Below are 25,481 nucleotides of genomic sequence, written 5' to 3'. Positions count from 1 at the left end.
AGACCCCTCACCCTACCCCTCTCCCCGGCGGGGAGAGGGAGGCGAGGGCGACCCGTTCATCCCCGCAGCCGCTTGGCGGCGTTCATCAGGTCGAGTGCCTTGTCGTAGTCGGGCACGATGTCGTACTCGGCCGACCGGTCCATCTCCTCCTGCAGGCTGTCCCACTGGATGGCATCGAGCTCGTCCTTGGTGAACAGGTCGAAGCAGGCCTTGTTGCCCATCTGCGAGACCGGGTTGAAGGTGCCCTCGGCGAAGGCGACGGTGTGCGCGACGTCCGGCGCCTGCACATATTTCAGGAAGTCGAGCGCCAGCGGCGAGAGGTTCGGATTGTTCACCGTCGAGGTGATCTCGATCCAGGCGATGCCGCCCTTGCCGCCCGGCAGCGGGCCCTTGAGCGGGGTGATGCCGCGCAGGTTCGGGTGGCCGTCGGCGCGGGCCGGGGAGACCGAATAGGTGCCGCCGGTCATGTGCAGGTCGATCTCGCCGGAAATCAGCGCCTGGTTCATCGAGGCGATGTCGCCGATCAGCTTGGCGCCCTTGAAGACGCGCTTGGCGGTCTCCTCGAACTTGGCCAACTCGTCCGGCGTGTGGACCTTGAACGGGTCGATGCCGGCGATGATGAAGATGTTGAAGACGTTCCAGTCGTCGGATTCGAGGATGCCGTATTTGCCGGCCAGGGCGGGATCGTTGAACAGGTCCCAGCCCACCTCCTCGGCGGTCTTGCGGCTCACCTTGTCGGTGTTGACGACGTAGCTGTAGGGCCCGAAGCGCTGGGCCATGCCGAGCAGATCCTTGCCGTCATCGCTCATCGCCCATTTGTAGGGCGGCTTGAACATCGGCAGCATCTTGTCGAAGAACGGCTCGAACTCCGCCTTCGGCAGCGGCTTGATCAGCTTCTCGGGCAGCATCACCTTGCGCGCCCAGGGATTGTTGACGTTGATCAGATCCCAGGTGTTGATCTCGCCGGCGCGCAGCCGGTTGATCATGGTGGGATCGTTGGTGAGGCTCTCGGCCTTCACCGTGGCGCCGGTCTTGGAGCGGAACGGATCGAGCACCTGGGCGGAGTTGTAGCCCTCCCAGCACAGGATATTCAGTTCCTTTTCGCGCGCGGCCCAGGCCTTGTTCGCGTTCATCAGCGGGCCGGCGGCGGCGAGCGCGCCGAGGCCCGTCCCGATTCCCTGAAGCACTGACCTTCTCGAAATTCCTGCCATTTCGAAGTCCCTCTGGATTGTTGGCGCGGAACGGTCTCGGCCGCGCGTTCGGTCGACATCCGGGCGATGCGGATGTGGTTTTTATGTTGGACTGTGTGTGATCCTAAACATTTGGATTTGGGCTTTACAACACTAATTTGACAGCGCAACGTGATGAAAAGGAAGGCAGCCCAATCGGACGGCACTATGTGGTGCCGCGGGCGGAGCCGTCCCGAAAAACACTGTCCAGGCATCAAGATCGGGGAATGGCCTCACCATGTTCACGTCGCTCGCAGGCAAGACCGTCATCGTCACCGGCGCCAGCAAGGGAATCGGGCGCGGCATCGCGCTGCGCTTCGGCCAGGCCGGGTTGAACGTGCTGGTCGTCAGCCGCAACCTCGCCGAGGCTGAGAAGGTGGCCGGCGAGATCGGCCCCAACGCCTCGGGTCTTGCCGCCGACGTGACCCGCCCGCAGGACACCGAGGCGATGGCCAAGGCGGCGCTCGAGCGCTACGGCGCGATCGACGTGCTCTGCGCCAATGCCGGCATCTTCCCCGCCGCCAAGCTCGGCGAGATGACGGCGGCCGATTTCGACCATGTGATCGACACCAATCTGAAGGGCACCTTCCTCTCGGTCTCCGCCGTGCTGCCGGCTATGAAGGCGCAGAAGAAGGGCCGCATCGTCATCACCTCGTCGATCACCGGGCCGATCACCGGCTATCCCGGCTGGTCGCATTACGGCGCCTCGAAGGCCGGGCAGCTCGGCTTCATGCGCACGGCGGCGATCGAGCTGGCGCCGTGGAACATCACGGTCAACGCGGTGATGCCGGGCAACATCTTCACCGAGGGGCTGGAGGGCAACGGCCCCGACTACATCGCCTCGATGGAGGCCTCGGTTCCGATGAAGCGGCTCGGCACCCCGTTCGACATCGCCAATGCGGCGCTGTTCTTCGCGACGGAGGAGGCGGCCTATGTCACCGGGCAGGGGCTGTCCATTGATGGCGGGCAGGTCCTGCCCGAATCGCTGATGGCGCTCAACGAGATGGGCACGGCCTGAGCCCCCTTCCGCTCCGGCGCGGTACCGATTGCTCCACGCGCGGCGCTGCGCGGGGAGGCCTCGTTCAGAAGGTCGCCGCGAACATCAGCAGCACCTCGTGCGCGGCCTGCGAGGCGATCGGCAGGCCCTTGGAGGCGGGACGGAAATCGTCGGCGCTGTAGAGATTGTAGTCATATTGCAGCGTGACCGCGAACGGCCCGACCGGCGTCCAGGTGATGTTGGCGCCGAGATTCCAGTTGCCGACGCCGCTGGCGCCATAGGTGAACCGCGCGAGCACATCTTCGATATCGAAGCGGCCATAGCCGCCGTAGAGCGCCGAGTTCCACGTGTCGTTCCAGTTGTGCAGAAACTGGCCGACCACGCTCCAGCCGCGCACCTTCGAGAGGCTGCCATCCGCGCGCATGAAGGCGTCGGGTGCCGTGAAGTCGCCGCTCGCATCGACGAGGCCGAGATAGGACACCGCCCCGTCGGCATAGGCGGCCTGGAGATAGAGCGTGTCGCCCGAGGCGATGAAGGGCAGGTTGAACATCACGCCGGCCTGCAGCGCATAGCCCCATTCGTCGGTCGAGGCGCCGATCGTGCCGGCCGTCTCGGCCTGCGCGATCTGATGCAGCGCGCCCGACAGCAGGAAGTCGCCCCAGCTTCCGTTCTGGCCGAAGGTGGCGACGATCTCGGGCCAGCGCGTCGCCGTCCCGGCCGCCTCGTCCGGGTCGGAGCCCGCGCCGGCGGACACGGCTGGCAGGATGCCTGCGTCGCGGGCGCTCGATCCCTCCAGCGCGAGCTGGGCGGAAAACCCGTTCGGCAGCTTCCATGTGTAACCCAGGACCGGGAGCTGGGTCTGGTCGCCGATGGTCAGCGGGTCCGTGCCCATCACATTGGCGTTGGCATAGAAGTCGAAGAAGGACTGCAGATAGCCGGCGGTGAGGCCGGCGAATTCGATATGCATGTCCCAGGGCTGGAACTCCGCCTGGTTTTCCGGCGCCTCCCCCCAGGGCTCGGCGGTCCGCCAGATGATCCGCATGTCCGTATAGGAGCGCAGCGGGCCGTAATCGGTGGCGTTGCGCGCGTCGATCTGCAGGCCGAAGGTCGAAACCCAGTAGGTGCTGGCGTTCTCGCGCGGGTAGTCGGTGAAGGTATTGTAATAGGTCTCGGCCCAGAGATAGCCGCCGACCCGCAGGCAGGTGTCCGAGCCCGGCACGTAATAGAAGCCCGGTCCTTCGGCCTTGCATTGGAGGACATAGCGGGCGGTCGCCGGATCGGCCGCGAGTGCCGCCGGCGGCAGCGCCCCCAGCGCGGCGGCGATCCCGATCCCGGCCATGCCGGCCACCGCGCTCCTCATGCCTCTTCCCCCGAACCGGAAACCCCGGCCGCCACCCCTTGCGGTGATCGCGGGACCGATAGTAACGGGCGGATCGGGTGAACGGAACGGCGATCGGCATCATCGACGCCGGTGCGTGTCTTTCATCTGGCCGTCGGCGTTCAGGCGGGTAAAGATCGGCGGCGATGGGGCCGGGCGATGAGAGCCGGCCGCCCTCGCGGCTACGAGGTATGCATGGCCCGTTCGACCTGCCTGTACAGCCACGGCTTCCTGCGCGTTGGCGCCTGCGTGCCGCGCGGGCGCGTCGCCGATCCGGCGTTCGCGGTCGATGAACATCTGGCGCTGGCGCGGGAGGGTGACCGGCGCGGCGCCGCTGTGCTGCTGTTCCCCGAGCTCGGCCTTTCCTCCTACGCCATTGACGACCTGCTGTTTCAGGACGCCCTGCTGGACCGCGTCGAGGCGTCGATCGGCGCGATCGTCGCGGCCTCGCGCGATCTCCACCCGGTGCTCGTCGTCGGCGCGCCGCTGCGGCGCGAGGGCCAGCTCTTCAACACGGCGGTGGTGATTCATCGCGGCGCGCTGCTCGGCGTGGTGCCCAAGAGCTATCTGCCCAATTACCGCGAGTTCTACGAGCGCCGGCATTTCGCGCCGGGCATCGGCACGGGCGGAACGATCGCCGTCGCCGGCCGCGAGGCGCCGTTCGGCGACGACCTGCTGTTCCGCTCGGGCGGCGAGGTCGGCGTCACCTTCCATGTCGAGATCTGCGAGGATCTCTGGGTGCCGCTGCCGCCCTCGACGCGGGGGGCGATGGTGGGCGCCGAGCTGCTGCTGAACCTGTCGGCCAGCAACATCACCATCGGCAAGGCGCGCCATCGCCGGCTGCTCTGCGCCAGCCATTCCGCCCGCTGCATCGCCGCCTATGCCTATGCCGCGGCGGGGCCGGGCGAATCGACCACCGACCTCGCCTGGGACGGCCAGGCGGCGATCTTCGAGAATGGCGACACGCTCGGCGAGAGCGAGCGTTTTCCCGACGGGCCGACCCTGCTGTGCGCGGATGTCGACCTTGACCGGCTGCGCCAGGAGCGCATGCGCACCAACACCTTCGGCGACTGCGTGCGGGCCGGGGGAGCGGTGGGATTCCGCAGCGTTGGCTTCACTCTCGACCGGCCGGCGGCGGCGGTCGCGCTGGAGCGGATCGTCGAGCGCTTTCCCTATGTGCCGGTGGACGCCTCCCGCCTCGCCGAGGAATGCTACGAGGCCTACAACATCCAGGTTCAGGGGCTGGCGCAGCGGCTCGCCGCCTCCGGCGTGCGGCATGCGGTGATCGGCGTCTCCGGCGGCCTCGATTCGACGCAGGCGCTCATCGTCGCGGCGCGGGCGATGGATCGGCTCGGCCGGCCCCGCACCGACGTGCTCGCCTTCACCCTGCCGGGCTTTGCCACCTCCGACGCGACGCGGGCCAACGCGCAGGCGCTGATCCGTGCGCTGGGCGTCACCGGCGCGGAGATCGACATCCGCCCGGCGGCGCGGCAGATGCTGGCCGATCTCGGCCACCCCTTCGCCAAGGGCGAACCGGTCTACGACGTCACCTTCGAGAATGTGCAGGCCGGGCTGCGCACCGACTACCTGTTCCGTCTCGCCAACCAGCGCGGCGGGCTGGTGGTCGGCACCGGCGACCTGTCCGAGCTCGGCCTCGGCTGGTGCACCTATGGCGTGGGCGACCACATGTCCCACTACAACGTCAACGCCTCGGTGCCGAAGACGCTGGTCCAGCATCTCATCCGCTTTGTCGCCGCCTCGGGCGACGTGTCGGCGGACACCGCCGCAGTGCTTGACGCCGTGCTGGCGACCGAGATCTCGCCCGAGCTGGTGCCGGCCGATGCGGGTGCGACCATCCAGTCGACCCAGCAGGTGGTCGGTCCCTACGCGCTGCAGGATTTCAACCTGTTCTACCTGACCCGGTACGGCTACCGGCCCTCGCGCATCGCCTATCTCGCCGAGCAGGCGTGGGGCGACACGGCGCGCGGCAGCTGGCCGGCCAACACGCCGGCCGAGGACCGGCGGGCCTATTCGCGGGACGAGATCCGCCACTGGCTGCGTCTGTTCCTCAAACGATTCTTCGCCAACCAGTTCAAGCGCTCGGCGCTGCCCAACGGGCCGAAGATCTCCTCCGGCGGCTCGCTGTCGCCGCGCGGCGACTGGCGCGCGCCCTCCGACGCTGCGGCGGGAGTCTGGCTCGACGAACTCGAGGCCGGATGGCCGCCGGAAGCTTGACCCGGCGGCTTCCGCCCGCCGCCGCTTGACATGTGCCTCGCGGGGCGTGAACCAGCCCGTGCGGGATCGGCGCGAACGGGAGAAGCAGCGACGTGGAAAAGGACGGGCCGGAAAACGGCAGGCTGGCGCATCCGAGCTACCGGCTGGCCGCGCGCGACGAGGATTTCATCCTCGGCGATTCGATGCGCGGGGTGCGCTTCATGCTCGAATACGCCAAGCCGGAGGAGGAGCTCCGGCGCTGGCGCATCCGCTCGACCATCGTGGTGTTCGGCTCGGCGCGGGTGCGCGCCAACGGCCCCGGCCGCCAGCCCTTCCTCTATGAGCAGGCCCGCACCTTCGGCCGCATCGCCTCCGAGCGCGGCGGCGCGCTCGAGGTCGCCGATGGCGGCTACCGGGACAATGTGATCGCCACCGGCGGCGGGCCCGGCCTGATGGAGGCCGCCAATCGCGGGGCGTTCGAGGCGGCGGCACCGAGCATCGGCTTCAACGTCAGCCTGCCGCACGAGCAGGAGCCCAATCCCTACACCACGCCGCAGCTCACCTTCCGCTTCCACTATTTCGCGATGCGCAAGATGCATCTGGCCATGCGGGCGAACGCGCTGGTGGTGTTCCCCGGCGGCTTCGGCACGCTGGACGAGCTGTTCGAGATCCTCAACCTGCGTGTCACAGGCAAGGCGCCGCCGGTCGGCATCGTGCTGTTCGATGAGGCCTATTGGCGTTCGGTGATCAATTTCCCGGCGCTGGTCGAGAACGGCATGGTCAGCGCGCAGGAATGCGAGCTGTTCCAGTTCGCCGATACCGCCGAGGATATCTGGGCGCGGCTCATCGCCTGCGGTCTCAAGCCGCGCTCCTGATCCCGCCCCCCATCGAGGCGTTCAGGCGCGGGCGGCGATCCAGTCGGCGATCCTCGGCCAGGTCTGCGCATGGGCCTGGCGGCCGGCGAGGATGGCGAGGTGCTGGAGCCCGACGCCGATCTCCACCGGGTTCTCGATGATGCCGGTGGAGCCGGCCATCCGCGCGAGGAAGGGTTCGACCGCCGCGCGCGGTCCGATCTCGTCGGCGGCGTTCACCACGGCGAGGGTGGGAACGCGAAGGTCCTGCGGCCCGAGCGCGCGGCCACGGAGGGCGAGCGTGCCGCGCGCGAATCGGTTCTCCCGGTACAGCCATTCGACGATCTCGTGCACCAGCCGGCCGGGCAGCGGCATCTCGTCCAGCGCCCAGCGCTCGATGCGCATATGCAGCCCGAGTGCCGCCGGATCGGCGAGGCTGAGCGCGCCGTCGGCCCAGCGCGACCACAGGAAGGTGCCGGGCGAGAGCATGGCGCAGGATTGCGAGAACTGCGCGCCGGGAACGGTGTCGTCCTGCGACACCCGGTCCGGCTGCGCGACGACGATGTCGCGAAACGGGCTGGATCCCGGCTCGAAGCTCAGCGGCGCCGCCAGCAGCACCAGTCCGCGGGCGAATGTGGGCTCCAGCGCGCAGGCGATGGCGGCGAGCGGGCCGCCGAGCGAATGGCCGAGCACGACCGGCGGGCCGCCGGCGGTCTCGGTCGCGATCGCCGCGCCGGCTGTCAGTATGGCCTGTGCATGCGCCTCGATTCCGTCATGCCCGTCCGGCGGTGGCAGCCATTCGAGCAGATGGACGTCCAGCCGGCGGTCGAGGCAGAAGCGGACCGCGCTGACGGCCGGTGTCAGGTCCCAGATATAGGCCCGCTTGATCGGCGCCGGGACCATCAGCAGCGGCGCGCCCGTCGCCTCGCCCCGGTAGCGCCGCAGCCGCCAGCGCGGGCCGCAGGCCACCACGTCATAAGCGCATTCATGGACGCCATAGCCGAACAGGTCGAGCGCGCGCGCCTGCAGGCCGCGCCATTGCTCAATGGCGGCGCGTTGCGATGCGCGCAGGCCGACGAGCGGGTCAGGATCGGGTTGGGGCGCGGCGTGGGGCATCGGCATCCTCCCTGCGGGCGGGTTCAGCGTGGAACCCAGTGTTCGCCATCCCTAACGTAGGAGCGCTTCACTGCCGCCCAGGCGATGCGGTGGGCCCGCTCCTCACGGTCGCTCTCGCCGGTATGGGTGGCGAAAGCGTGGTTGAACGCCTCACGATAGATGTCCTGCGCATGGCCGGGCAGATGCGCCCGTACCGGCGGGGGCAGATCCGCATTGCTGGCGTAAGGCATGGCCATGCTCCGCAGCGGGCCGCGTCCGGCCGCAACGGCCTGACGCGCACAGAGACCATCATAGCAGAGCTTGCGCCGCCGCCCTTGACGAAGGTCAGCCGCCTTCGGTCCGCAGCTCCGACGACAGGCGCAGCGGCGGATTGGCCCAGAGCGCGCCGCGATCGGCGAGGAAGCGCCCGGCGATCTCCGTGCCGCGCCGTGCCGCTGCCGTCACCGAGGTGCCGCGCAGGCAACCATCGATGAAGCCGGCGGCGAAGGCGTCGCCCGCCCCCGTCGTGTCGCCACCCTCTTTCGTGTCGCCAATCTCTTTCGTGTCGCCCGGTGCCGCCAGCGGCACGACGGGCACGCCGGTCCGGCCGCCCGCGTCGATGAGCTGCACGGGATTCGCGCCGTCCGTCATCACCAGGGCCGCCAGCGCGGCCCCACCGATCTCCCGCGCCTGCGCGAAGGCGTCGGCGCCGGCGAAAAGTGCATGGTCCGACACGGAGGCGATCAGCACCTCGGCCGGGCGCCGCTCGCTTTTCTCGAGCGGCAGCTGCGCCACGACGCGGGTGCGGCCCGCCAGCTCGGCGAGCAGGTCCGTCTGCGCCCGCCGGACGTTGACATAGGCGATGTCGACGGCGATCGGCGGCAAGGCGGTGACGGTGCGCAGCTCGGTGGCGACCGGCGCGATGATCGTCCGTTCGCCGGTCGGGTCGACGAGAATCTCCAGCGGTGCGGTCGGCGCCTCGCTGAAGCGCACATGCCGCAGGTCGAAACCCATGGCTTCGAGCCGGTCGAGGCAGGCGCGGCCGGCGGCATCGGTCGACAGCGTCGCGGCCAGGCTCACGCGGTGGCCGAGCGCCAGAAGCGTCGCCCCGGTGTTGAAACCGCCGCCGCCGCAGCGCGGCGTCATTCCTTCATGGGTCAGCCGCGCGCCGGCGCGCAGCGGAGCGTCGAGCCGCCAGACACGGTCGAGATTGACGCTGCCGACGACCAGCACATGTGCCATGAGGCGACGCCTTCTCCCAGGAATTCGCCGCGCGGCGGCTACGGGCCACCGATGGCGTCGGCCGGCACGCAGGCGATGCCGAGCTTGCGGAACTGCGCGCGCGCCGTCTCGGCCGAGCCTTCGACATCGATGCTGCGGCAGGCGTCCTCGATCACCACCACCTCGAAGCCGACCCGCCGGGCATCCTCGGCCGAATAGCGGACGCAGAAATCGAAGGCGAGGCCGGCGAGGAACACCCGGCGCATGGCGCGCTCGCGCAGATAGCTGGCGAGGCCGGTCGGTGTGCGGCGGTCGTTCTCGTAGAAGGCCGAGTAGGAATCGATGGCGGGGTGGTAGCCCTTGCGCAGCACCAGCTCGGCATGCGGGATGTCGAGATCGTCGTGGAAGGCGGCGCCGTGCGTGCCCTGCACGCAATGGTCGGGCCACAGGATCTGCGCCCCGTAATCGACGTCGATCGTCTCGAACGGCCGGGCATCGGCGTGGGAGGAGACGAAGGACAGGTGGTCGGGCGGGTGCCAGTCCTGCGTCAGCACCACATGCGCGAAGCGCCGGGCGAGCGCGTTGATCACCGGCACGATCTCGCCGCCGTGCGGCACGGCGAGCCGGCCACCGGGACAGAAGTCGTTCTGGATGTCGACCACGAGCAGGACGTCGCCGCGGCGAGGTGAGAAGTCTTCGGTCAAGATCATGGCGCCGTCGTTCCAGACGAGACGCTGTCGTCTCGGCAGCGAGTTTAATCCTCGCCGTCGACTTGTGTAGAGCCGGCGCGGCGCGATCAAGGGGCGCGGGACAAAGTTCTGTGGTCAGCCGCGCGCATCGTTGCGGATGCACGCGGCACAGGCGTCACCGGTAGCGCGCGAGCGCGAGGTCGGCGGCCTCGATATCGGGCGTACGCCCGCTGACCAGATCGGCGAGCACGCGTCCCGAACCGCAGGACATGGTCCAGCCGAGCGTGCCGTGCCCGCCATTGAGGAACAGATTGGCGTAGCGCGTCGGCCCGATGATCGGCGTGCCATCCGGCGTCATCGGCCGCAGCCCGGTCCAGAAGCTGGCCCGGCTCTGGTCGCCGGCACCGCCGAACAGCTCCTCGACCGAATGTTCCAGTGTCGCGCGGCGGGCGGGCGGCAGGTCGAGGTTGAAGCCGGCGATCTCCGCCAGGCCGCCGATGCGGATGCGGTCCCCCAGCCGGGTGATGGCGACCTTGTAGGTCTCGTCCATCACCGTGGAGACCGGCGCGCGGGCCTCATCGACGATCGGCACGGTCAGCGAATAGCCCTTCACCGGGTAGATCGGCAGCCGGAGTCCGAGCGGGGCGAGCAGCGCCGGGGCGTAGCTGCCGAGCGCGGCGACGAAGATATCGGCGGCGACGTCGCCGCCAGCCGTCGCGACGGCCTCGATCCGCCCGCCGGAGAGCTTGAGGCCGCGTATGTCGACGCCGTAGCGGAAGCGCACGCCCAGCCCTTCGCAGAGCGTCGCCAGCGCGTTGGTGAACTTGAAGCAGTCGCCGGTCTCGTCGGTCGGCAGGCGCAGCCCGCCGACGATCCTATGCGCCGAGGCGGCGAGGCCGGGCTCGGCGGCGACGCAGCCGGCGCGGTCGAGCACCTCGAAGGGCACGCCGTCGGCGGCAAGCACCTCGATATCCTTGCCGATGCCGTCGAGCTGCTTCTGCGTGCGGAACACCTGCAGCGTGCCCTGCATGCGCTCGTCATAGGAAATGCCGGTTTCGGCGCGCAGCTTGATCAGGCAGTCGCGGCTGTATTCGGCGATCCGCACCATCCGGCCCTTGTTCAGCGTGTAGCGGGCCTCGGTACAGTTGCCGAGCATGGCGACCATCCAGCGCCAGGTGGCGAGGTCCGCCATCGGCCGGATGACCAGCGGGGCGCGTTTCATGAACAGCCATTTCAGCGCCTTGAGCGGGATGCCCGGCGCCGCCCAGGGCGAGGAATAGCCAGGCGAGACCTCACCGGCATTGGCATGGCTGGTTTCCAGTGCCGGGCCGGGCTGGCGGTCCAGCACCGTCACGTCATGACCGGCTTTGGCAAGATAATAGGCCGAGGTGACGCCGATCACCCCGGCGCCGAGAACGACGATCTTCATGCGTGTTGTCCTGTCGTTCCGGTCAGCGATAGACGCGATGGAAGCGCGTCCCGAGGCCGGTGAGTATTTCATAGGAGATGGTGCCGGCATCGCTGGCAAGCGCATCCAGCGTCTGGTGCGGGCCGATGAGCTCGACCAGGCTGCCGAGGCCGAGCGCGCCCGGCGGCAGCGCCGTGATGTCGATGGTGAGGCTGTCCATGGAGACGCGGCCGACAATGGGCAGGCGGATCGCGCCGGCATAGGCGGCGCCGCGATCGCTCAGGCTGCGCGGCAGCCCGTCGGCATAGCCGGCGGCAAGGGTGGCGAGCCGGCGCTCGGCGTTTGTCACATGTACCCCGCCATAGCCGATGCGGGTGCCTGCCGGCACGGTGCGGGTCTGGATCACCCGCACGTCGAGCCGCACCACCGGCGCCATCGGATTGGCGACGTTGCCGGTCGGCGCACCGCCATAGAGCGCGATGCCGGGGCGCACCAGCGCGCCCTGATAGTCCGGCCCGAGAAAGATGCCGCCGGAATTGGCGAAGCTCAGTGCGGCCCCCGGAAAGCCCTGCGCGACGCGTCGCATCGCGGCGAGCTGGTCGGCGTTCTGTGCGTTCAAGGGATCGTCGGCGCAGGCGAGGTGGCTCATCACCCCGAGCACACGCACGCCGGCCAGCCGCTCCGGTGCCGCCGCCAGCGCCGCTTCATCCTCCGGCGACAGGCCAAGGCGCGACATGCCGGTGTCGAACTGCAGCAGGGCGGGGAGCGCGACGGCGCAGGCCCGGGCGACACGCGACCAGTTGTCGATCTGTTCGAGGCTGTTGAGCACCGGGACGATGCCGGCATCGGCGCACAGGCGCTCGGCTCCCGGCTGCAGGCCGTTCAGCACATAGAGCTGCGCGTCGGCGCCGAGAGCCGGCTTCAGGGCCAGCGCCTCGGCGAATTGGGCGACGAAGAAATTCCGGCATCCGGCGGCGTGAAGTGCGGGTGCCACGCGCATGGCGCCGAGGCCGTAGGCGTCCGCCTTGACCACGCCCGCCACCCGCGCCGCTCCGGCGCGCTGGCACAGCAGCCGGTAATTGGCAGCGAGGGCGGAAAGATCAACGGTCAGGACGCCGGGCGCCGTGTCGATCACCTGCTGCTGCCGTTCCGAAATCTCGCCGAACATCACCCGTCCTCGCGGCTTGCCGAACGGTTGTGAATCATAATGCAGTGATCATGCATTTGGTGGGCGATTCGTGCGCAAGATTTTCAATGAATACCTTTTCATGCGAGGATCGTCGAAGTTTTCGAAGGAACGATCATGAGCGCGCTCGACCCCATCGACCGCAATATCCTGCGCCTGCTGCGTCTCGACGCGCGCATGCCCACCGCCCGGATCGCCGAGGAGGTCGGACTGTCCGCCTCGACCTGTCTGCGCCGCATCAAGCTGATGGAGCATGGCGGCGTCATTCGCGGCTACACGGCCCTGGTGGACCACTCCGCCCGCGAGGCGGCGATGGCGGTGATCATCAACATCACGCTGGAGCGGCAGACCGAGGATTATCTCACCCGCTTCGAGAATGCGGTGCGCCGGCACCCGGAGATACAGGAGTGCTATCTGATGACCGGCGGCTCGGATTACCTGCTGCGGGTCGAAGTGGAAAACGCCGCCGAGTTCGAACGCATCCACACGGAAATTCTCTCGACGCTGCCGGGCGTGCTGCGCATCCACTCCAGCTTTTCGATCCGCAACGTGCTCGCCACCCGCCGCCGGCCGAAATAGGTCGTCCTTCAGGAAAACAGCGTCAGCAGGTTTTCGAGGTGGTCGATCTCGAGGTCGACATTTCCGAAGCCGCCGCCGCTCGGCGTATAGCCGACGACATAGAGGCCGGCGGCGCGGGCCGACAGCGCGCCCGAGCGGCTGTCCTCGACGGCGGCGACCGTTTCGGGGGGAAGGCCGAGCCGCGTATAGGCGCGGCGATAGGGTTCGGGATCGGGCTTGCCGCAATCGACATCGTCGAGGCTGAGCGAGAAGGCGAGGACGTCGGCGATGCCGAGCGCGGCGATGTTGGCGTCCACCACGCTGCGGTTCGAATTGGAGACGCAGACCTGCGGCACGCCGCGCTTCGCCAGCGCATGGATGGTGGCGACCGCGCCGGGCAGGGCGATCAGGCTGTCGCGGTTGTCGACGTAATGCGCATTTATGCGCGCCACCCATTCCGCCTCGGCGACCTCGGCCGGCAGGCGGGGCGAGACCTGCTTCCACACATCGCCCATATGAATGCCGCGGAAAGCCTGGTCCGGCAGGTCGGAAAGGTCGGCGCCGAGCGATCGGCAGGCGGCGAGCAGCGCCCGATGATGCAGCGGCTCGCTGTCGATCAGCGTGCCGTCGATGTCCCAGGCGACGGCGCGCAGCCGGGTGGCGCTCACGCCGCGCCCCTTCCGGCGAGGCGGCGGTAGAGGTCGCGGTAGCGTCGGTAGCCGGCTGCGTAGGTCGCGGCATGGGCGGGTTCGGGCCGCAGCGTCTCGTCCTGCCGGACGAAGCGGGAGATGCCAGCCCATTCGGCGGCGCCGATGCCGACCGCCGCCGTCCAGGCCGCGCCGAGCGAGGAGCCGGGATGGCCCTTCAGCCGGTGCACCGGCTGCTGCAGCACGTCGGCGATGATCTGCATCCACACGCGCGAATTCGAGCCGCCATCCGACACCATGACGCGGCTGGCTTCATGGCCCATGTCGCGCAGCACCTCGACATGGTGGGCGCAGGCATAGGCATAGCCTTCCAGCAGCGCCCGCCAGACATGGCCGATGTCGTGCGACAGGGTGAGCCCGTCGACCACGCCGCGCGCGGCGGGGTCGTGGATCGGCGTCTTCTCGCCGAGGAAATAGGGGAGCACGGTCAGCCCGTCGGCGCCGGCCGGGCGCTCGGCCGCCAGCCGGTCGAGGTGCTGGTGCAGGCTGAGCCCGGCCTTCTCGGCAGCCGCCGCCTCGCCGCCGGCGAAGTTGCGCACGAACCAGTTGAGGCCGGAGCCGCCGGTCGCCATGCAGCCATTGGGCATGTAGAGGCCGGGAATGAGGTGGTAGTCGAGATAAAGCCGCGGGTCGGGCTTCACCTGGTCGGTGGCGACGAGAATGTCGATGGCGCCGCCGAATTTCAGCAGGATGTCGCCGCGCTGGGTCACGCCGGCGCCGAGCGCCGAGGCGATCATGTCGGCCGCGCCGCCGATCACCGGCGTGCCGACGGCCAGGCCGCTCTGCGCCGCGCCCTCGGCCGAGACATGGCCCATCACCTCGTGGGAGGCCGTCTTGCGCGGGACGGCGTCGCGCGGAATGCGCGCCCAGGCCACGAGGTCGTCGTCGATGGCGTGGCTTGCCACGTCGACGAAGCCGGCCTCCAGCGCCCAGTTCTGCTCGACCGCGCGTTCGCCGGTGAGCCGCCAGTTCACATAGTCATAGGAGCCGAACACCGTCGCGATGCGGGCGAACACGTCCGGCTCATGGCGGGCGATCCAGCGCAGCTTGGCGGTAACCAGCTGCTGGTTGATGCCGTTGCCGGCCTTGGCGATGAAGGCCGCCTCGTCGCGCTCGTCGCGCAGTTCGGCGACTTCCGCGCCGCAGCGCCCGTCGCTCTGCTGGATGGAGGGGCGCAGGAGCCGGCCCTCTTCGTCCAGCAGCACGACGGCCGGCAGCATGCCGGTGACGCCGACGCCGGCGATCTCGGCCGGGTCGATGCCGGCCGTGTCGATCAGCTCGCGGGTGATGGCGCACACGTTCGTCCACCATTCCGCGGGGTCCTCCTCCGCCCAGCCGGCATGCCTGGAGACCAGCGTCACCGGCCGCGAGACGACGCCGAGAATCTCCCCCGGCAGCCGCAGCAGCAGGCCGATGGTCGAGGTGGTGCCGATGTCGAGGCCGAGAACGCAGCTCATCGTGGGGAGCCTCTTGGGGGCGATGGGCAAGTGTAAGCAGAGAAAGTCGTCATCCCGGACGGCGGCGAAGCCGCCGAGCCGGGATCGTGTACCGAACTTTAAGCGGGCCGCGATCCCGGCTCCGGCCTGGGGCCGGTCCGGGATGACGGCGAGCGGTCAGCGGATGGAATTCACGACGTCCATGAAGCGCGACACGCGCGCCGCCTCGACAGGGTTCCAGGTGTTGCCGCCGACCTTGAAATGGGTGCCGATGACGACGCCCGAGGCGATCGAGAAGATGTCGCGGATATTGTCGATGTTGACGCCGGTATTGGCGAACACCGGCACGTCGCGGACCGTCTCGGCGACGCTGCGCAGATGCGACTGGTCGGCCGGCTGGCCGGTGAGCGGGCCGGAGACGAGGATGGCGTCGGCGAGCGAGGAGAAGACGGCGCTCTTGGCGCGCAGCTCGATCGGGCGCTGGTCCAGCGAATGGGCGAACTCGGCGTTGATGTTGAACAGCAGCTTCATGTCGTCGCGCCGCAGGTCGTGGCGCAGGCGCGCCGCCTCGGCGGCGTTCGGCTCCCACAATCCCATGTCGGAGGCGAACAGGCCGGTGAAGATCTCGCGCACGAAGGAGGCGCCGGAGACGGCGCCGATGGAGACGCTGGCCGCCGGGTCCCACAGATAGTTCACGCCGAACGGCACCTTCAGCTGCGGCTTCACCGCCTGCACAATGGCCGACATGGCGGCGACGCTGGCGGGCGAGCCCTTGAAGACATACGGACGGTCGTTCTCGTTGCCGAACATGATGGCGTCGACGCCGCCGGCCTGCAGCTTCTCCACATCGGCCAGCACGCCCTCGATCAGCTTGTCGAGCCCGCCATCGGCGTCATAGAGCGGTGCGCCCGGGAGGGCCCCGATATGGGCCATAGCGATGACGACCTTCTTCTTGTCGCCGAAACACTCGAATACCATTCCAACTACTCCTTGAGGGACGGGGCCCGGGGGCGCGTCAATGTCCGGCGGCCGGGGGCGCGATGCGCACATCGACGCGCGCGGCGGCGAGCGCCGCGGCGATGCGCGGCGGCGGCTCGGCGTCGGTGATCAGCATGTTGATGTCGGCGAGCGTGCCGACCTGGACGAGCGACATGCGCTGGAACTTGGCACTGTCGCACAGCAGGATGCGCAGGCCCGACCGGCGCAGATAGACGCGCTTCATGTCGGTGTCCTCGAAGGAATAGTCGAAGAAGCCCTCGGCGGTGATGCCGGAGGTGCCGAGCACCGCGACGTCGAACCACAGCTTCTCGAACTGGGCGATGGCGGTCGGCCCCCACACGGACATTTCCTCCGGGCGCACGCGCCCGCCAGCCACGTAGACCTCGGGCGCGCCGCCATCGAGCAGGGCGGAGACGCGCAGGCTGTTGGTGAAGACCTTGACGTGGTCGGCATCGCGCAGATGGCCGGCCATCAGATAGGTGGTGGTGCCGACATCGACGGCGACGGTGCGGTAGCCCGCGATCAGGCTGGCGGCATGGGCGGCGATGGCGCCCTTGGCGTCGCTGCCGCGACGCAGGCGCGCATCGAAGCGCGGCTCCTCGCTGTCCATCGCGACGCTGGCCGGGGCGTCGGCCAGCACGGCGCCGCCATGCACGCGCACCAGCCGGCCTTCGCGCTCGAGTTCGAGTAGATCGCGGCGGATGGTCATGTCGGACACGCCGAGCTCGGCGGCGATGGCGGTCACGCCGATCGAGCCCGACAGGTTGAGCTGGTCGAGGATGCGGGCATGGCGCACATGCGAGAGCATGCGCTGGCGGTCCTCGCCGGATGCCGGCTCGGCCACGGATTTTTCCCGGAAAGACACGTCGTCGACCATCGTTCCACCCTGCCTGATCGCGGATCCCTCGGAGATGAACGGATTCGCGGCCGGTCGGCGACTCCTGTCTAGCGCATCAAACGAACAAGATCAAACATCAGATTTGTCTTTATGTGCGATCATGTTTGGATAAGCTGCGGCATGAACATGAGGAGCCGCGCATGATTCCGACCCATGCCCCTACGCCCGTTTATCCCGAACTCGCCGGCCGCCTGGCCTTCGTCACCGGCGCGGCGACCGGCATCGGGCGGGCCATCGCCACCGCATTGACGCGGCAGGGCGTGCGGGTCGCGATCGGCGACATCAACCCGGCGGCGGCCGGGGACGCGGCCACCGCGATCGGCGGCGGCGCCATCGCGGTGACGGTGGATGTGCGCAAGCGCGCCTCGGTCGAGGCCGCCTTCGCACAGGTGCTCGACGGGCTCGGCGGCTGTGACCTCCTCGTCGCCAATGCGGGCGTGTCCACCATGCAGGCGGCACTGGAACTGACCGACGAGGAGTGGGACTTCAACTTCGACGTCAACACCCGCGGCGTGTTCCTGACCAACCAGATCGTCGCCCGGCACTTCGTGGCGCAGGGCAAGGGCTGCATCGTCAACACCGCCTCGCTGGCCGCCAAGGTCGGGGCGCCGTTCCTGGCGCATTACTCGGCCTCGAAATTCGCCGTGCTCGGCTGGACCCAGGCGCTCGCCCGCGAGCTGGCGCCCCGGGGCATCCGCGTCAATGCCGTCTGCCCCGGCTTCGTCGCGACGGGCATGCAGTCGCGCGAGGTGCAGTGGGAAGCCACGCTGCGCCAGGTCAGCCCGGAGCAGGTGGTCGCCGACTATATCGCGCAGACCCCGCTCGGGCGGCTGGAAGGGCCGGAGGACGTTGCCGACGTGGTCGTCTTCCTGTGTTCGGAGCAGGCGCGCTTCATGACCGGGCAGGGCATCAATGTGACGGGCGGCGTCTACACGACCTGACGATGAGGGTCTGTGCGAACGTGACCGGTTCGAGAAATGGTTCGTTCGATTTAGTGCTTGCGATGTTCGAATTTGTTCCACTACTATCCGCACGCTGTCGGCAGGCCGGTGGGGCGCACGCTCTCCGCCATGCCCCGCGCGACGGGACACTCCGGTCCCGCGCAGAGGATTTCTGATGTCGTCGATCGAGCTCGATCATGTCTCCAAGCTCTACGCCAACGGCGCCTATGGCGTGCGTGACGTCGACCTCACCATCGGAGAAGGCGAGTTCGTGATCTTCCTCGGCCCCTCGGGCTGCGGGAAATCGACGACGCTGCGCATGATCGCGGGGTTGGAGAGCATCTCCTCCGGCGATCTGCGCATCGGCGGGCGCAGCGTCAACAACGTCGCCCCGCGCGACCGCAACATCGCCGTCGTCTTCCAGTCCTACGCGCTCTACCCGCATATGAGCGTGCGCGACAATATGGGCTTCGGCCTGAAGATGCGCGGCGTGGCCAGGTCGGTCATCGAGGAGAAGATCCGCGATGCCGCCGGCCTTCTCGGCCTCGCCCCCTATCTCGACCGCAAGCCCGCCGCGCTGTCGGGAGGCCAGCGCCAGCGCGTCGCGCTGGGGCGCGCCATCGTGCGCGATCCGGTCGCCTTCCTGCTCGACGAGCCGCTGTCCAATCTCGACGCGCAGCTGCGCGCGGAGATGCGGCTCGAACTGGTGAAGCTGCACCGTCGGCTGGGGCGCACCATCGTCCATGTCACGCATGACCAGGTCGAGGCGATGACCATGGGCGACCGCATCTGCATCATGCGCGACGGCCGCATGATCCAGGTCGGCAAGCCGCTGGACGTCTATGCCGACCCGGTCGACACCTTCGTCGCCCGCTTCCTCGCCACGCCGCCGATGAACCTCGTGCCGGCCCGGCTGGAAGTGAAGGGCGACGGCCTCCTGGTGATCGGCGATGGCTTCCGCGTTCCGGTTCCCGACATGCACCGCGCCGCCTATGCGCCGGTCAACGGACGCGACGTCATCTTCGGCCTGCGCCCGGAGGATCTGCACGAGGCGCCGCAGCCGGGCTTCGTGCGCATCGACGTCACCGTCGTGGCGATGGAGGCGCTGGGGGTCGAGAACATCCTCGTCGGCCAGCTCGCCGACGCGCAGGGCAGCGCCAAAGGGGACACGAAGCCGGTGGAGATCGCCGCCCGCCTGTCGCGCCATTTCACCGCGCCGGTAGGAGCGAGCGTGCCGCTCTATCTCGACCCGCGCCCCATGCACCTGTTCGATCCGGAGACGACGCGGGCCTTTCCGCGTCCCACCCTCCGCTTCGTCAAATCCTGAACGGAGCGGAGGGTCGGCCATGCGGCGCGTCGCACTTCACCTGGGTCTCGTGCTGACCTGCGCCGTCATCCTCCTGCCCCTGTTCTGGGTGGTGCGCACCAGCCTGCTGCCGGAACACCTGTCCTACTCCCCGGAGCTGATGCCGGCCGTGACGCTCGACAACTATGTCGCGCTGTTCACCTCCACCCGCTACGGCCAGTCCTATCTCAACAGCCTGATCGTCGCCTTCGGCTCGGTCGTCGTGGCGCTGCCCTTCGCGGCGATGACCGGCTACGCCTTCGCCCGCTTCAAGACCGGCGGGCGCGGCGGGCGCTTCGCCGTGCTGGCCACGCAGATGCTGCCGCCGGTGGCGATCGTGCTGCCAGCCTTCGCGCTGCTGCGCACGGTGGGGCTCACCAATTCGCTGACCGGCCTCATCATCGTCTACGCGGCGGTGAACCTGCCCTTCCTGATCTGGATCCTGATGGGCTTCTTCGAGGGCATCCCGGTCGATCTGGAATGGGCGGCGCAGACCGACGGGGCCACCGCCTGGGGCGCCTTCTGGCGCATCGTGCTGCCGGTCTCGCTGCCCGGCATCGCCGCGGCCGGCGTGCTCGGCTTCATCCTCACCTGGAACGAGTTCCTGTTCGCGCTGGTGCTGAGCGGTCCGCAGACCGCGACCGTGCCGGTGGCGCTGGCCGCGCTCCAGACGTCGAACGGCGTGCAGATCGCCAAGGTCTCGGCCGGCGTGGTGCTGGCCGTGCTGCCGCTGGTGATCGCCTCCCGCTTCATCCAGCGCTTCATCGTCCAGGGGCTGACCTTCGGCAGCGTGAAGTGACGGTTCTTTCTGCCGCGCCCGCCCGGGCGTGCGCCAACAAGGCGGGCAAAGCCCGCACCAGAGGAACAGGAGAACGAGATGCAGTTGAAGCGTAGCCTCAAGGCGGCCCTGCTCGGCGCCACATTGCTAGCGGCGGCCGGCCCGGCCTTCGCCCAGAACGTCACCCTGCGCGCCCTCATGGAGGACGTGCCGGAGACCCAGATCATCGAGAAGCTGCTGCCGGACTTCGAGAAGGAGACCGGCATCAAGGTCGAGTTCGAGAAGATCGGCTATGGCGACATGCACGACAAGCTGGTCGCCCAGCTCGTCTCGCCGGAGAGCTACTACAATCTGCTCGAGGTCGACTTCCTGTGGGCCGGCGAGTTCCCCGCCGCCGGCTGGCTGGAAGACCTCAACCCCTATATCGCCAAGTCCGGCTTCGACCTGAAGCCCTTCATCCCGTCCATGCTGGACCTGCTCGGCCAGACCAAGGACGCGACGCCGATCCTGCCCATGTACAATTACTCGATGGGCCTGATCTACCGCACCGACCTGCTGAACGACCCCAAGATCCAGGCCGACTTCAAGGCCAAGACCGGCAAGGAACTCGCCCTGCCGTCGAGCCTCGCCGACTATGTCGTGCTGTCCAAGTTCTTCAAGGCGAATACCGGCGTGGTCGGCGCCGCCATGCAGGGCCAGCGCGGCGACCCGAACGCCATGGAGTTCTCCAACTATCTGTTCTCCGCCGGCGGCGCCTATCTCGACGCCGGCCGCAAGGTGGCGCTGAACAGCCCCGAGGGCCTGACCGCGCTGAAGCTCTATGCCGACAACGTGCAGAACGGCGCGCAGCAGGGTGCCCTGTCGGCGACGCTCGACGACACGATGCGTCTGATGTGCGCCGGCCAGGCGTTCAGCATGGTCACCTATTGGTGGATGCTGCCGCAGCTCGACAATGCCGAGAAGTGCCCGGCGGTGGCCGGCAAGCTGGCGCTCGCCGTCATGCCCGGCGGCCATGGCGAGAGCGGCGGCTGGGGCTGGGGCATTCCGAAGAACACGTCGGACGAGTCCAAGGCCGCGGCCTGGAAGTTCATCGAGTGGGTGCAGAGCAAGAAGGTCTCGGTCGCCCGTGCACTCGAAGGGCACGCGCCGGTGCGCTCGGACGTGTTCGACGACGCCGCCGTGCTGAAGAAGTACCCCTTCTACAAGACCGGCCTCGATGTCGTCGCCTCCGGCAAGTCCTTCCCGATCTTCGCCTATTCGGCGCAGTACGAGGACGTGCTCGGCGCCCAGCTCTCGCTGGCGGCGGGCGGCCAGGCCAAGCCCGAGGAGGCGCTGAAGGCGGCCGCCGACGGCCTGACCCAGCTTCTCAACAAGTGATGCCATTGGCCGGGCGCTCTCCGACGAGCCCCGGATAGTCCCGGCCATCCGGCGCGCCCGCCACCCCCCTCTTCGGCTGGCGCGCCGGTTCTCTTTGCTCGGAAGACGGAACGGACGACGCGCATGCGCTTTGCGGCACTCGCGGATCGGGACTGGCGGACCGGCTGGGCCTTCGCGGCACCGGGCCTTCTCACCCTCGCCATCGTTATGGGTTTCCCGCTGGTCTATGCGGGGCTGATCTCGCTCTCCTCGCTGACGCTGCTCAAGCCGATGCTGCAGCCCTTCGTCGGCTTCAGGAACTTCGCCACGGTGATGGGCGACCCGCTGTTCTGGGACGCGCTGTGGCTGACCATCAAATATTCCCTCGTCACCGTTGTCGGCGAGTTCGTCATCGGCCTCGGCGTCGCGCTGATGCTGAACCGCACCGTGACCATGAAGCCGGTCTATTTCGCCGTGCTGACCATTCCCATGGCGATGTCGCCGGTCAGCGTGGCGCTGATCTGGCGCATGCTGCTGCAGCCCAATCTGGGCATCGCCAACCAGCTCTTGGAAAGCCTCGGCCTGCCGCGCGTCGACTGGCTCGGCAATGCCGACCTCGCGCTGTGGACCATGGCGGCGATCGACATCTGGCAGCAGACCTCCTTCGTCGTGCTGATCCTCGCCGCCGGCCTCGCCTCGCTGCCGCGCGACCCCTATGAGGCGGCCGAGGTGGATGGTGCGACGCCGCTGCAGCAGTTCTGGTACATCACCCTGCCGATGCTGCGCCCGGTGGCGGCGATCGCGGTGATCATCCAGCTCATCAACGAGTTCCGCACCTACGACCTGCCCTACATCCTCACCAAGGGCGGGCCCGGCAATTCCACCGAGGTGCTGAGCTTCTTCGCCTATCGCCGCGCCTTTCTCGGCCTGTCGCTCAACGAGGGCGCCGCCGCCGCCTTCGTGCTGCTGCTGATCGTGCTGGGCCTGACCGTGCTGTTCTTCGCCACGCTGGAGCGCCGGCGCTAGCCGCCGGCCGGACTCCCGTTCCCCTATCGTCCCGGCCGCTTGGTATCGGCCGCGACTCGCGCCACCATGACCGGTAACCGCGGTGCCGGGCGGTGGGTCATGTCCAAATATGGACAGTTTCGGCGTTATAACATATTACATGGGAGAGGCTGCTATCCGGCAGCCGGGCTGGCTCCGGGGGCAGTGCCGCATGAGGCTGGAACAACTCGCGCAGGAGCCGTTGCACGAGCGGGCCTATGAGGCCCTGCGCAGTGCCTTGCGTTCCGGGCGTTTCAAGCCCGGACAGGCCATGACGATACGTGGCCTCGGCAAGGATCTCGGCATCTCCGCGACGCCGGTGCGCGAGGCGCTGCAGCGCCTGATCGCGGCGCAGGCGCTGCGGCTGCAGCCCAACCGCACCATCATCGTGCCGGTGCTGACGCGCAGCCGTTTCCAGGAGATCACCAAGGTCCGCGTGCGGCTCGAAGGCCTCGCGGCCCAGGAGGCAACGCCGAAGCTGACGAGCCGCGACATCGCCGAGCTGGAATCGCTTTCCTCCGCCATGACCGCCGACATCGCGGAGAAGCGCTTCACCGACTATCTCACCCATAATGAACGCTTCCACTTCCTGATCTACGGGGCGTCCGGCATGGAATTCCTGTGGGAACTGATCGACTTGTGCTGGTTGCAGACCGGTCCGTGGCTGAACGCGCTGGCCAGCGAGGGCCGCTTCCACGCCATCGCCAACACGGTGCATGACGAGATCATCACGCTTGCTTCCGCCGGCGACGCCGATGGCGTGCGGGAGGCCGTGCAGCGCGATATTCTCGAGGCCGCACGGCTCCTGACCCGGTTCCTCGGCGACGAGGAGCAGAACGTGCCGGTGGCCGAAGCCGTCTGACGGAGCGAGGCGGCGAGTCGCGAAATTTCGCTTGCCAGCCTGAAATACGGCTCATAGTGTTATAACATATAACAAGTGACGCAGCGGAGGCGGGCGGTGGTCGGCGAGTCACGCTGGGTGCAGTGGGCATCCCATCTCATTCTCGGCACGGCGTCGGCGGTGATCCTGCTGCCGCTGCTCTGGGTGCTGCGCACGTCCTTCGCCGACAAGGTGGTGGCCTACCAAATCCCGCCGGAGCTGTTCTTCACGCCGACGCTGGACAATTACCGCGACGTGCTGCTGCGCTTCGATTTCGGCAGCTTCTTCCTCAACAGCCTGATCGTCGCCCTGACGACGACGCTGATCGCGCTGCTGCTCGGCGCGCTCTCGGCCTATGCCATCGACCGGTTCCGAACCGGCGGGCCGGTGATGCCGCTGGCGATCCTGGCGACGCAGATGATGCCGCCGATCGTGCTGGTGATCCCGTTCTTCCTGATCTTCAAGCAGGTCGGTCTGGCCGACACCCATGCCGGCCTCGTCGTCACCTACCTGACCTTCAACCTGCCCTATGTGGTGTGGCTGCTGATGAGCTTCTTCAAGCGCGTGCCGCGCGAGCTCGACGAGGCGGCGCTGATCGACGGGGCGGGGCCGTTCCAGGTGTTCTGGCGCATCGTTCTGCCGGCGGCGCTGCCCGGCATCGGCGCCGCAGGCGTGCTCTCCTTCGTGCTGTGCTGGAACGAGTTCCTGTTCGCGCTGATGCTCACCGGCCAGCAGACCAAGACGCTGCCGGTCGCCATCTCCAGCCTCGTCACCCAGCAGGGCACCGCCATCGGCGCCGTCTGCGCCTCGACCATGCTGGCCATCGCGCCGATGGTCCTCGTCTATTTCGCCATCCGCAAATTGTTGGTCGCCGGTCTCAGCCTCGGCGCGGTGAAGGGCTGAGCAACAAGCCGAAGCAAAGAAGCGCTCGCAGTCCAAGCATCCAGAAAAGGGAACTGTCATGACACGCGTGAAATTCGGTGGGTGTGCCGCCGCTATCGCCCTCGTCCTCGGCGCGGGCCCGGCGCTCGCCGCCAGCGACGTCTGCAAGGGCTCCGACATCAACATCCTGATGGAGACCGTGCCCGATACCGAGGCGCTGGCGGGCCTGAAGGGCGAGTTCGAGAAGGAGTACGGCGCCAAGGTCAACATCGAGGCGGTCAACTACTCGCTCATGCACGAGAAGCTGGTGCCGAGCCTCACGGCGCCGACGTCGAGCTACGACGTGCTGGTCGTCGACAGCTACTGGGTCGGCGAGTTCAAGACCGCCGGCTGGATCAAGGATCTCGACGCGCTGATCGCCCGCGACAAGGTCGATACCAGCCTCTACTTCCCGGCGCTGATGGCGCTGAACGGCACCGTGCAGGGCAAGACCTACATGCTGCCCTTCTGGCAGTACGCCATGGGCATCCTGTACCGGAAGGACATCGTCGACGATCCCGCCTTCCAGGCCGCCTACAAGGCCGAGTTCAAGCGCGACTGGCGTATCCCGACCACGCTGGAGGAATTCGCCGCGGTGGTGAAGTGGGCCGGCAAGTACAAGGACATGTACGGCATCGCCATGGCCGCCCAGCGCGCCGACCCGGTGGTGATGGAGGCGACCAACTACCTCTTCGCCGAGGGCGGCGACTTCTACGACCGCACCACCTGGAAGCCGACCATGGACAGCCCCGAGGCAGCCAAGGCGGTGACGATCTATGCCGACCTCATCAACTCGGCGGCGCAGCCGGGCGCGCTCGGCGCCAATTTCGACGACGTCGCCAACACGCTGAAGCAGGGCAAGGCGATCTTCGCGATCAGCTACCTGTTCCTGTTCCCGACGCTGGAGGACCCCAAGGATTCGACCGTGGTCGGCAAGATGGGCTTCGCCCCCGTGCCGGGCAAGGACAGCTTCCTCGGCGCCTGGGGCTGGGCAGTGCCGACCAACGCCAAGAACCCCGACTGCTCCTGGGAGTTCCTGAAATGGGTCGAGTCGAAGGACATCGCCTACAAGCGCGCCCTCGCCGGCGGCCAGCCGACCCAGATGTGGATCTATGAGGATCCCGCCTTCATCAAGAAGTGGCCGGCCATGTCGCAGGTCGGCAACGCCCTCGCGCACTCCAAGGGGCTGCCGATCATGTCCCGCTCGACCCAGCTCGTGGAGACCTTCGCCGAGGTCATGGGCGCGGTGCTGGCCAACAACGTCGCCCCGGCGACCGCGCTGGAAGAGTCGCAGGACAAGTTCGGCCGCCTCGTGAAGGGCGACCCGCTGCTCAAGTGAGCCGACCCGTA

Annotated in this window: 24 protein-coding genes; 12 read left to right on the top strand and 12 right to left on the bottom strand. The window is 68.2% G+C overall.

Annotated elements, in window-relative coordinates; genetic code table 11:
- Positions 1 to 56 precede the first annotated feature (56 nt).
- Positions 57 to 1,211, bottom strand: coding sequence for an ABC transporter substrate-binding protein (locus AC1PZ7_RS01800; protein WP_482357811.1), 1,155 nt, complete (start codon positions 1,209 to 1,211; stop codon positions 57 to 59).
- Between the two features lie 256 nt (positions 1,212 to 1,467).
- Here AC1PZ7_RS01800 and fabG point away from each other — a divergent pair, with 256 nt between their 5' ends.
- Positions 1,468 to 2,247: a 3-oxoacyl-ACP reductase FabG gene (fabG, locus tag AC1PZ7_RS01795; protein ID WP_482357810.1), complete on the top strand. Its 780-nt coding sequence runs from the start codon at positions 1,468 to 1,470 to the stop codon at positions 2,245 to 2,247.
- Between the two features lie 64 nt (positions 2,248 to 2,311).
- On the opposite strand, the gene AC1PZ7_RS01790 is transcribed toward fabG, so the two are convergent.
- Complete coding sequence (locus AC1PZ7_RS01790) at positions 2,312 to 3,586, bottom strand: porin (RefSeq protein WP_482357809.1); 1,275 nt, start codon at positions 3,584 to 3,586, stop codon at positions 2,312 to 2,314.
- A gap of 213 nt (positions 3,587 to 3,799) precedes the next feature.
- On the opposite strand from AC1PZ7_RS01790, the gene AC1PZ7_RS01785 reads away from it, so the two are divergent.
- Both AC1PZ7_RS01785 and AC1PZ7_RS01780 read left to right on the top strand, forming a co-directional pair.
- Positions 3,800 to 5,839 carry an NAD(+) synthase gene (locus tag AC1PZ7_RS01785; protein WP_482357808.1) on the top strand — a complete coding sequence of 680 codons (2,040 nt, stop codon included), beginning with the start codon at positions 3,800 to 3,802 and terminating at the stop codon, positions 5,837 to 5,839.
- 182 nt (positions 5,840 to 6,021) lie between these two features.
- Positions 6,022 to 6,693 (top strand): LOG family protein, encoded by a 672-nt coding sequence (locus AC1PZ7_RS01780; RefSeq protein WP_482359542.1) that lies wholly within the window; start codon positions 6,022 to 6,024, stop codon positions 6,691 to 6,693.
- A 21-nt stretch (positions 6,694 to 6,714) separates the two neighbouring features.
- On the opposite strand, the gene AC1PZ7_RS01775 is transcribed toward AC1PZ7_RS01780, so the two are convergent.
- The 6 genes from AC1PZ7_RS01775 to alr form a co-directional block, all read right to left on the bottom strand.
- The gene (locus AC1PZ7_RS01775) at positions 6,715 to 7,785 is read right to left on the bottom strand and encodes an alpha/beta hydrolase (RefSeq protein ID WP_482357807.1); all 1,071 of its coding nucleotides are present in this window, start codon (positions 7,783 to 7,785) and stop codon (positions 6,715 to 6,717) included.
- Positions 7,786 to 7,808: 23 nt separating this feature from the next.
- Positions 7,809 to 8,015 (bottom strand): ChaB family protein, encoded by a 207-nt coding sequence (locus tag AC1PZ7_RS01770; protein ID WP_482357806.1) that lies wholly within the window; start codon positions 8,013 to 8,015, stop codon positions 7,809 to 7,811.
- A 94-nt stretch (positions 8,016 to 8,109) separates the two neighbouring features.
- Complete coding sequence (locus AC1PZ7_RS01765) at positions 8,110 to 9,006, bottom strand: PfkB family carbohydrate kinase (RefSeq protein ID WP_482357805.1); 897 nt, start codon at positions 9,004 to 9,006, stop codon at positions 8,110 to 8,112.
- Between the two features lie 38 nt (positions 9,007 to 9,044).
- Positions 9,045 to 9,695: a bifunctional nicotinamidase/pyrazinamidase gene (gene pncA, locus AC1PZ7_RS01760; protein ID WP_482357804.1), complete on the bottom strand. Its 651-nt coding sequence runs from the start codon at positions 9,693 to 9,695 to the stop codon at positions 9,045 to 9,047.
- A 154-nt stretch (positions 9,696 to 9,849) separates the two neighbouring features.
- Positions 9,850 to 11,103, bottom strand: a complete 1,254-nt coding sequence (locus AC1PZ7_RS01755; protein ID WP_482357803.1) for a D-amino acid dehydrogenase — start codon at positions 11,101 to 11,103, stop codon at positions 9,850 to 9,852.
- Positions 11,104 to 11,125: 22 nt separating this feature from the next.
- A complete protein-coding gene (gene alr / locus AC1PZ7_RS01750) occupies positions 11,126 to 12,250 on the bottom strand; it encodes an alanine racemase (RefSeq protein WP_482357802.1) in 1,125 nt (374 codons plus the stop codon).
- A gap of 135 nt (positions 12,251 to 12,385) precedes the next feature.
- Here alr and AC1PZ7_RS01745 point away from each other — a divergent pair, with 135 nt between their 5' ends.
- Positions 12,386 to 12,847 carry an Lrp/AsnC family transcriptional regulator gene (locus tag AC1PZ7_RS01745; RefSeq protein WP_482357801.1) on the top strand — a complete coding sequence of 154 codons (462 nt, stop codon included), beginning with the start codon at positions 12,386 to 12,388 and terminating at the stop codon, positions 12,845 to 12,847.
- 8 nt (positions 12,848 to 12,855) lie between these two features.
- Here AC1PZ7_RS01745 and AC1PZ7_RS01740 read toward each other — a convergent pair whose 3' ends face one another.
- The 4 genes from AC1PZ7_RS01740 to AC1PZ7_RS01725 all read right to left on the bottom strand — a co-directional run bounded on the left by AC1PZ7_RS01740 (position 12,856) and on the right by AC1PZ7_RS01725 (position 16,845).
- Entirely contained in the window at positions 12,856 to 13,494 is a 639-nt protein-coding gene (locus AC1PZ7_RS01740) for an HAD family hydrolase (protein WP_482357800.1), read from the bottom strand.
- Positions 13,491 to 14,990 carry an FGGY-family carbohydrate kinase gene (locus AC1PZ7_RS01735; RefSeq protein ID WP_482357799.1) on the bottom strand — a complete coding sequence of 500 codons (1,500 nt, stop codon included), beginning with the start codon at positions 14,988 to 14,990 and terminating at the stop codon, positions 13,491 to 13,493. Before AC1PZ7_RS01735 ends, AC1PZ7_RS01740 begins: the two co-directional genes overlap by 4 nt.
- Before the next feature lie 156 nt (positions 14,991 to 15,146).
- A complete protein-coding gene (locus AC1PZ7_RS01730) occupies positions 15,147 to 15,947 on the bottom strand; it encodes a BtpA family protein (RefSeq protein ID WP_482357798.1) in 801 nt (266 codons plus the stop codon).
- A 37-nt stretch (positions 15,948 to 15,984) separates the two neighbouring features.
- On the bottom strand, positions 15,985 to 16,845 hold the full coding sequence (locus AC1PZ7_RS01725) for a DeoR/GlpR family DNA-binding transcription regulator (protein WP_482357797.1): 861 nt from the start codon (positions 16,843 to 16,845) through the stop codon (positions 15,985 to 15,987).
- A gap of 161 nt (positions 16,846 to 17,006) precedes the next feature.
- Here AC1PZ7_RS01725 and AC1PZ7_RS01720 point away from each other — a divergent pair, with 161 nt between their 5' ends.
- The 8 genes from AC1PZ7_RS01720 (at position 17,007) to AC1PZ7_RS01685 (ending at position 25,470) form a co-directional block, all read left to right on the top strand.
- A complete protein-coding gene (locus tag AC1PZ7_RS01720; RefSeq protein ID WP_482357796.1) occupies positions 17,007 to 17,807 on the top strand; it encodes an SDR family NAD(P)-dependent oxidoreductase in 801 nt (266 codons plus the stop codon).
- 175 nt (positions 17,808 to 17,982) lie between these two features.
- The gene (locus AC1PZ7_RS01715) at positions 17,983 to 19,134 is read left to right on the top strand and encodes an ABC transporter ATP-binding protein (protein ID WP_482357795.1); all 1,152 of its coding nucleotides are present in this window, start codon (positions 17,983 to 17,985) and stop codon (positions 19,132 to 19,134) included.
- 19 nt (positions 19,135 to 19,153) lie between these two features.
- Entirely contained in the window at positions 19,154 to 19,951 is a 798-nt protein-coding gene (locus AC1PZ7_RS01710; protein ID WP_482357794.1) for a carbohydrate ABC transporter permease, read from the top strand.
- Positions 19,952 to 20,029: 78 nt separating this feature from the next.
- Positions 20,030 to 21,307, top strand: a complete 1,278-nt coding sequence (locus AC1PZ7_RS01705; protein ID WP_482357793.1) for an extracellular solute-binding protein — start codon at positions 20,030 to 20,032, stop codon at positions 21,305 to 21,307.
- 123 nt (positions 21,308 to 21,430) lie between these two features.
- Entirely contained in the window at positions 21,431 to 22,312 is an 882-nt protein-coding gene (locus AC1PZ7_RS01700; RefSeq protein ID WP_482357792.1) for a carbohydrate ABC transporter permease, read from the top strand.
- 190 nt (positions 22,313 to 22,502) lie between these two features.
- Entirely contained in the window at positions 22,503 to 23,192 is a 690-nt protein-coding gene (locus AC1PZ7_RS01695) for a GntR family transcriptional regulator (protein ID WP_482357791.1), read from the top strand.
- Between the two features lie 117 nt (positions 23,193 to 23,309).
- Complete coding sequence (locus tag AC1PZ7_RS01690) at positions 23,310 to 24,113, top strand: carbohydrate ABC transporter permease (protein WP_482357790.1); 804 nt, start codon at positions 23,310 to 23,312, stop codon at positions 24,111 to 24,113.
- A gap of 58 nt (positions 24,114 to 24,171) precedes the next feature.
- A complete protein-coding gene (locus tag AC1PZ7_RS01685) occupies positions 24,172 to 25,470 on the top strand; it encodes an extracellular solute-binding protein (RefSeq protein ID WP_482357789.1) in 1,299 nt (432 codons plus the stop codon).
- Positions 25,471 to 25,481: the final 11 nt, after the last annotated feature.

It is taken from the genome of Ancylobacter sp. TW_SC_1 (assembly GCF_056836805.1).
Note: the sequence above shows the minus strand (reverse complement) of the source record. Positions and strands in the feature narration are given on the sequence as shown.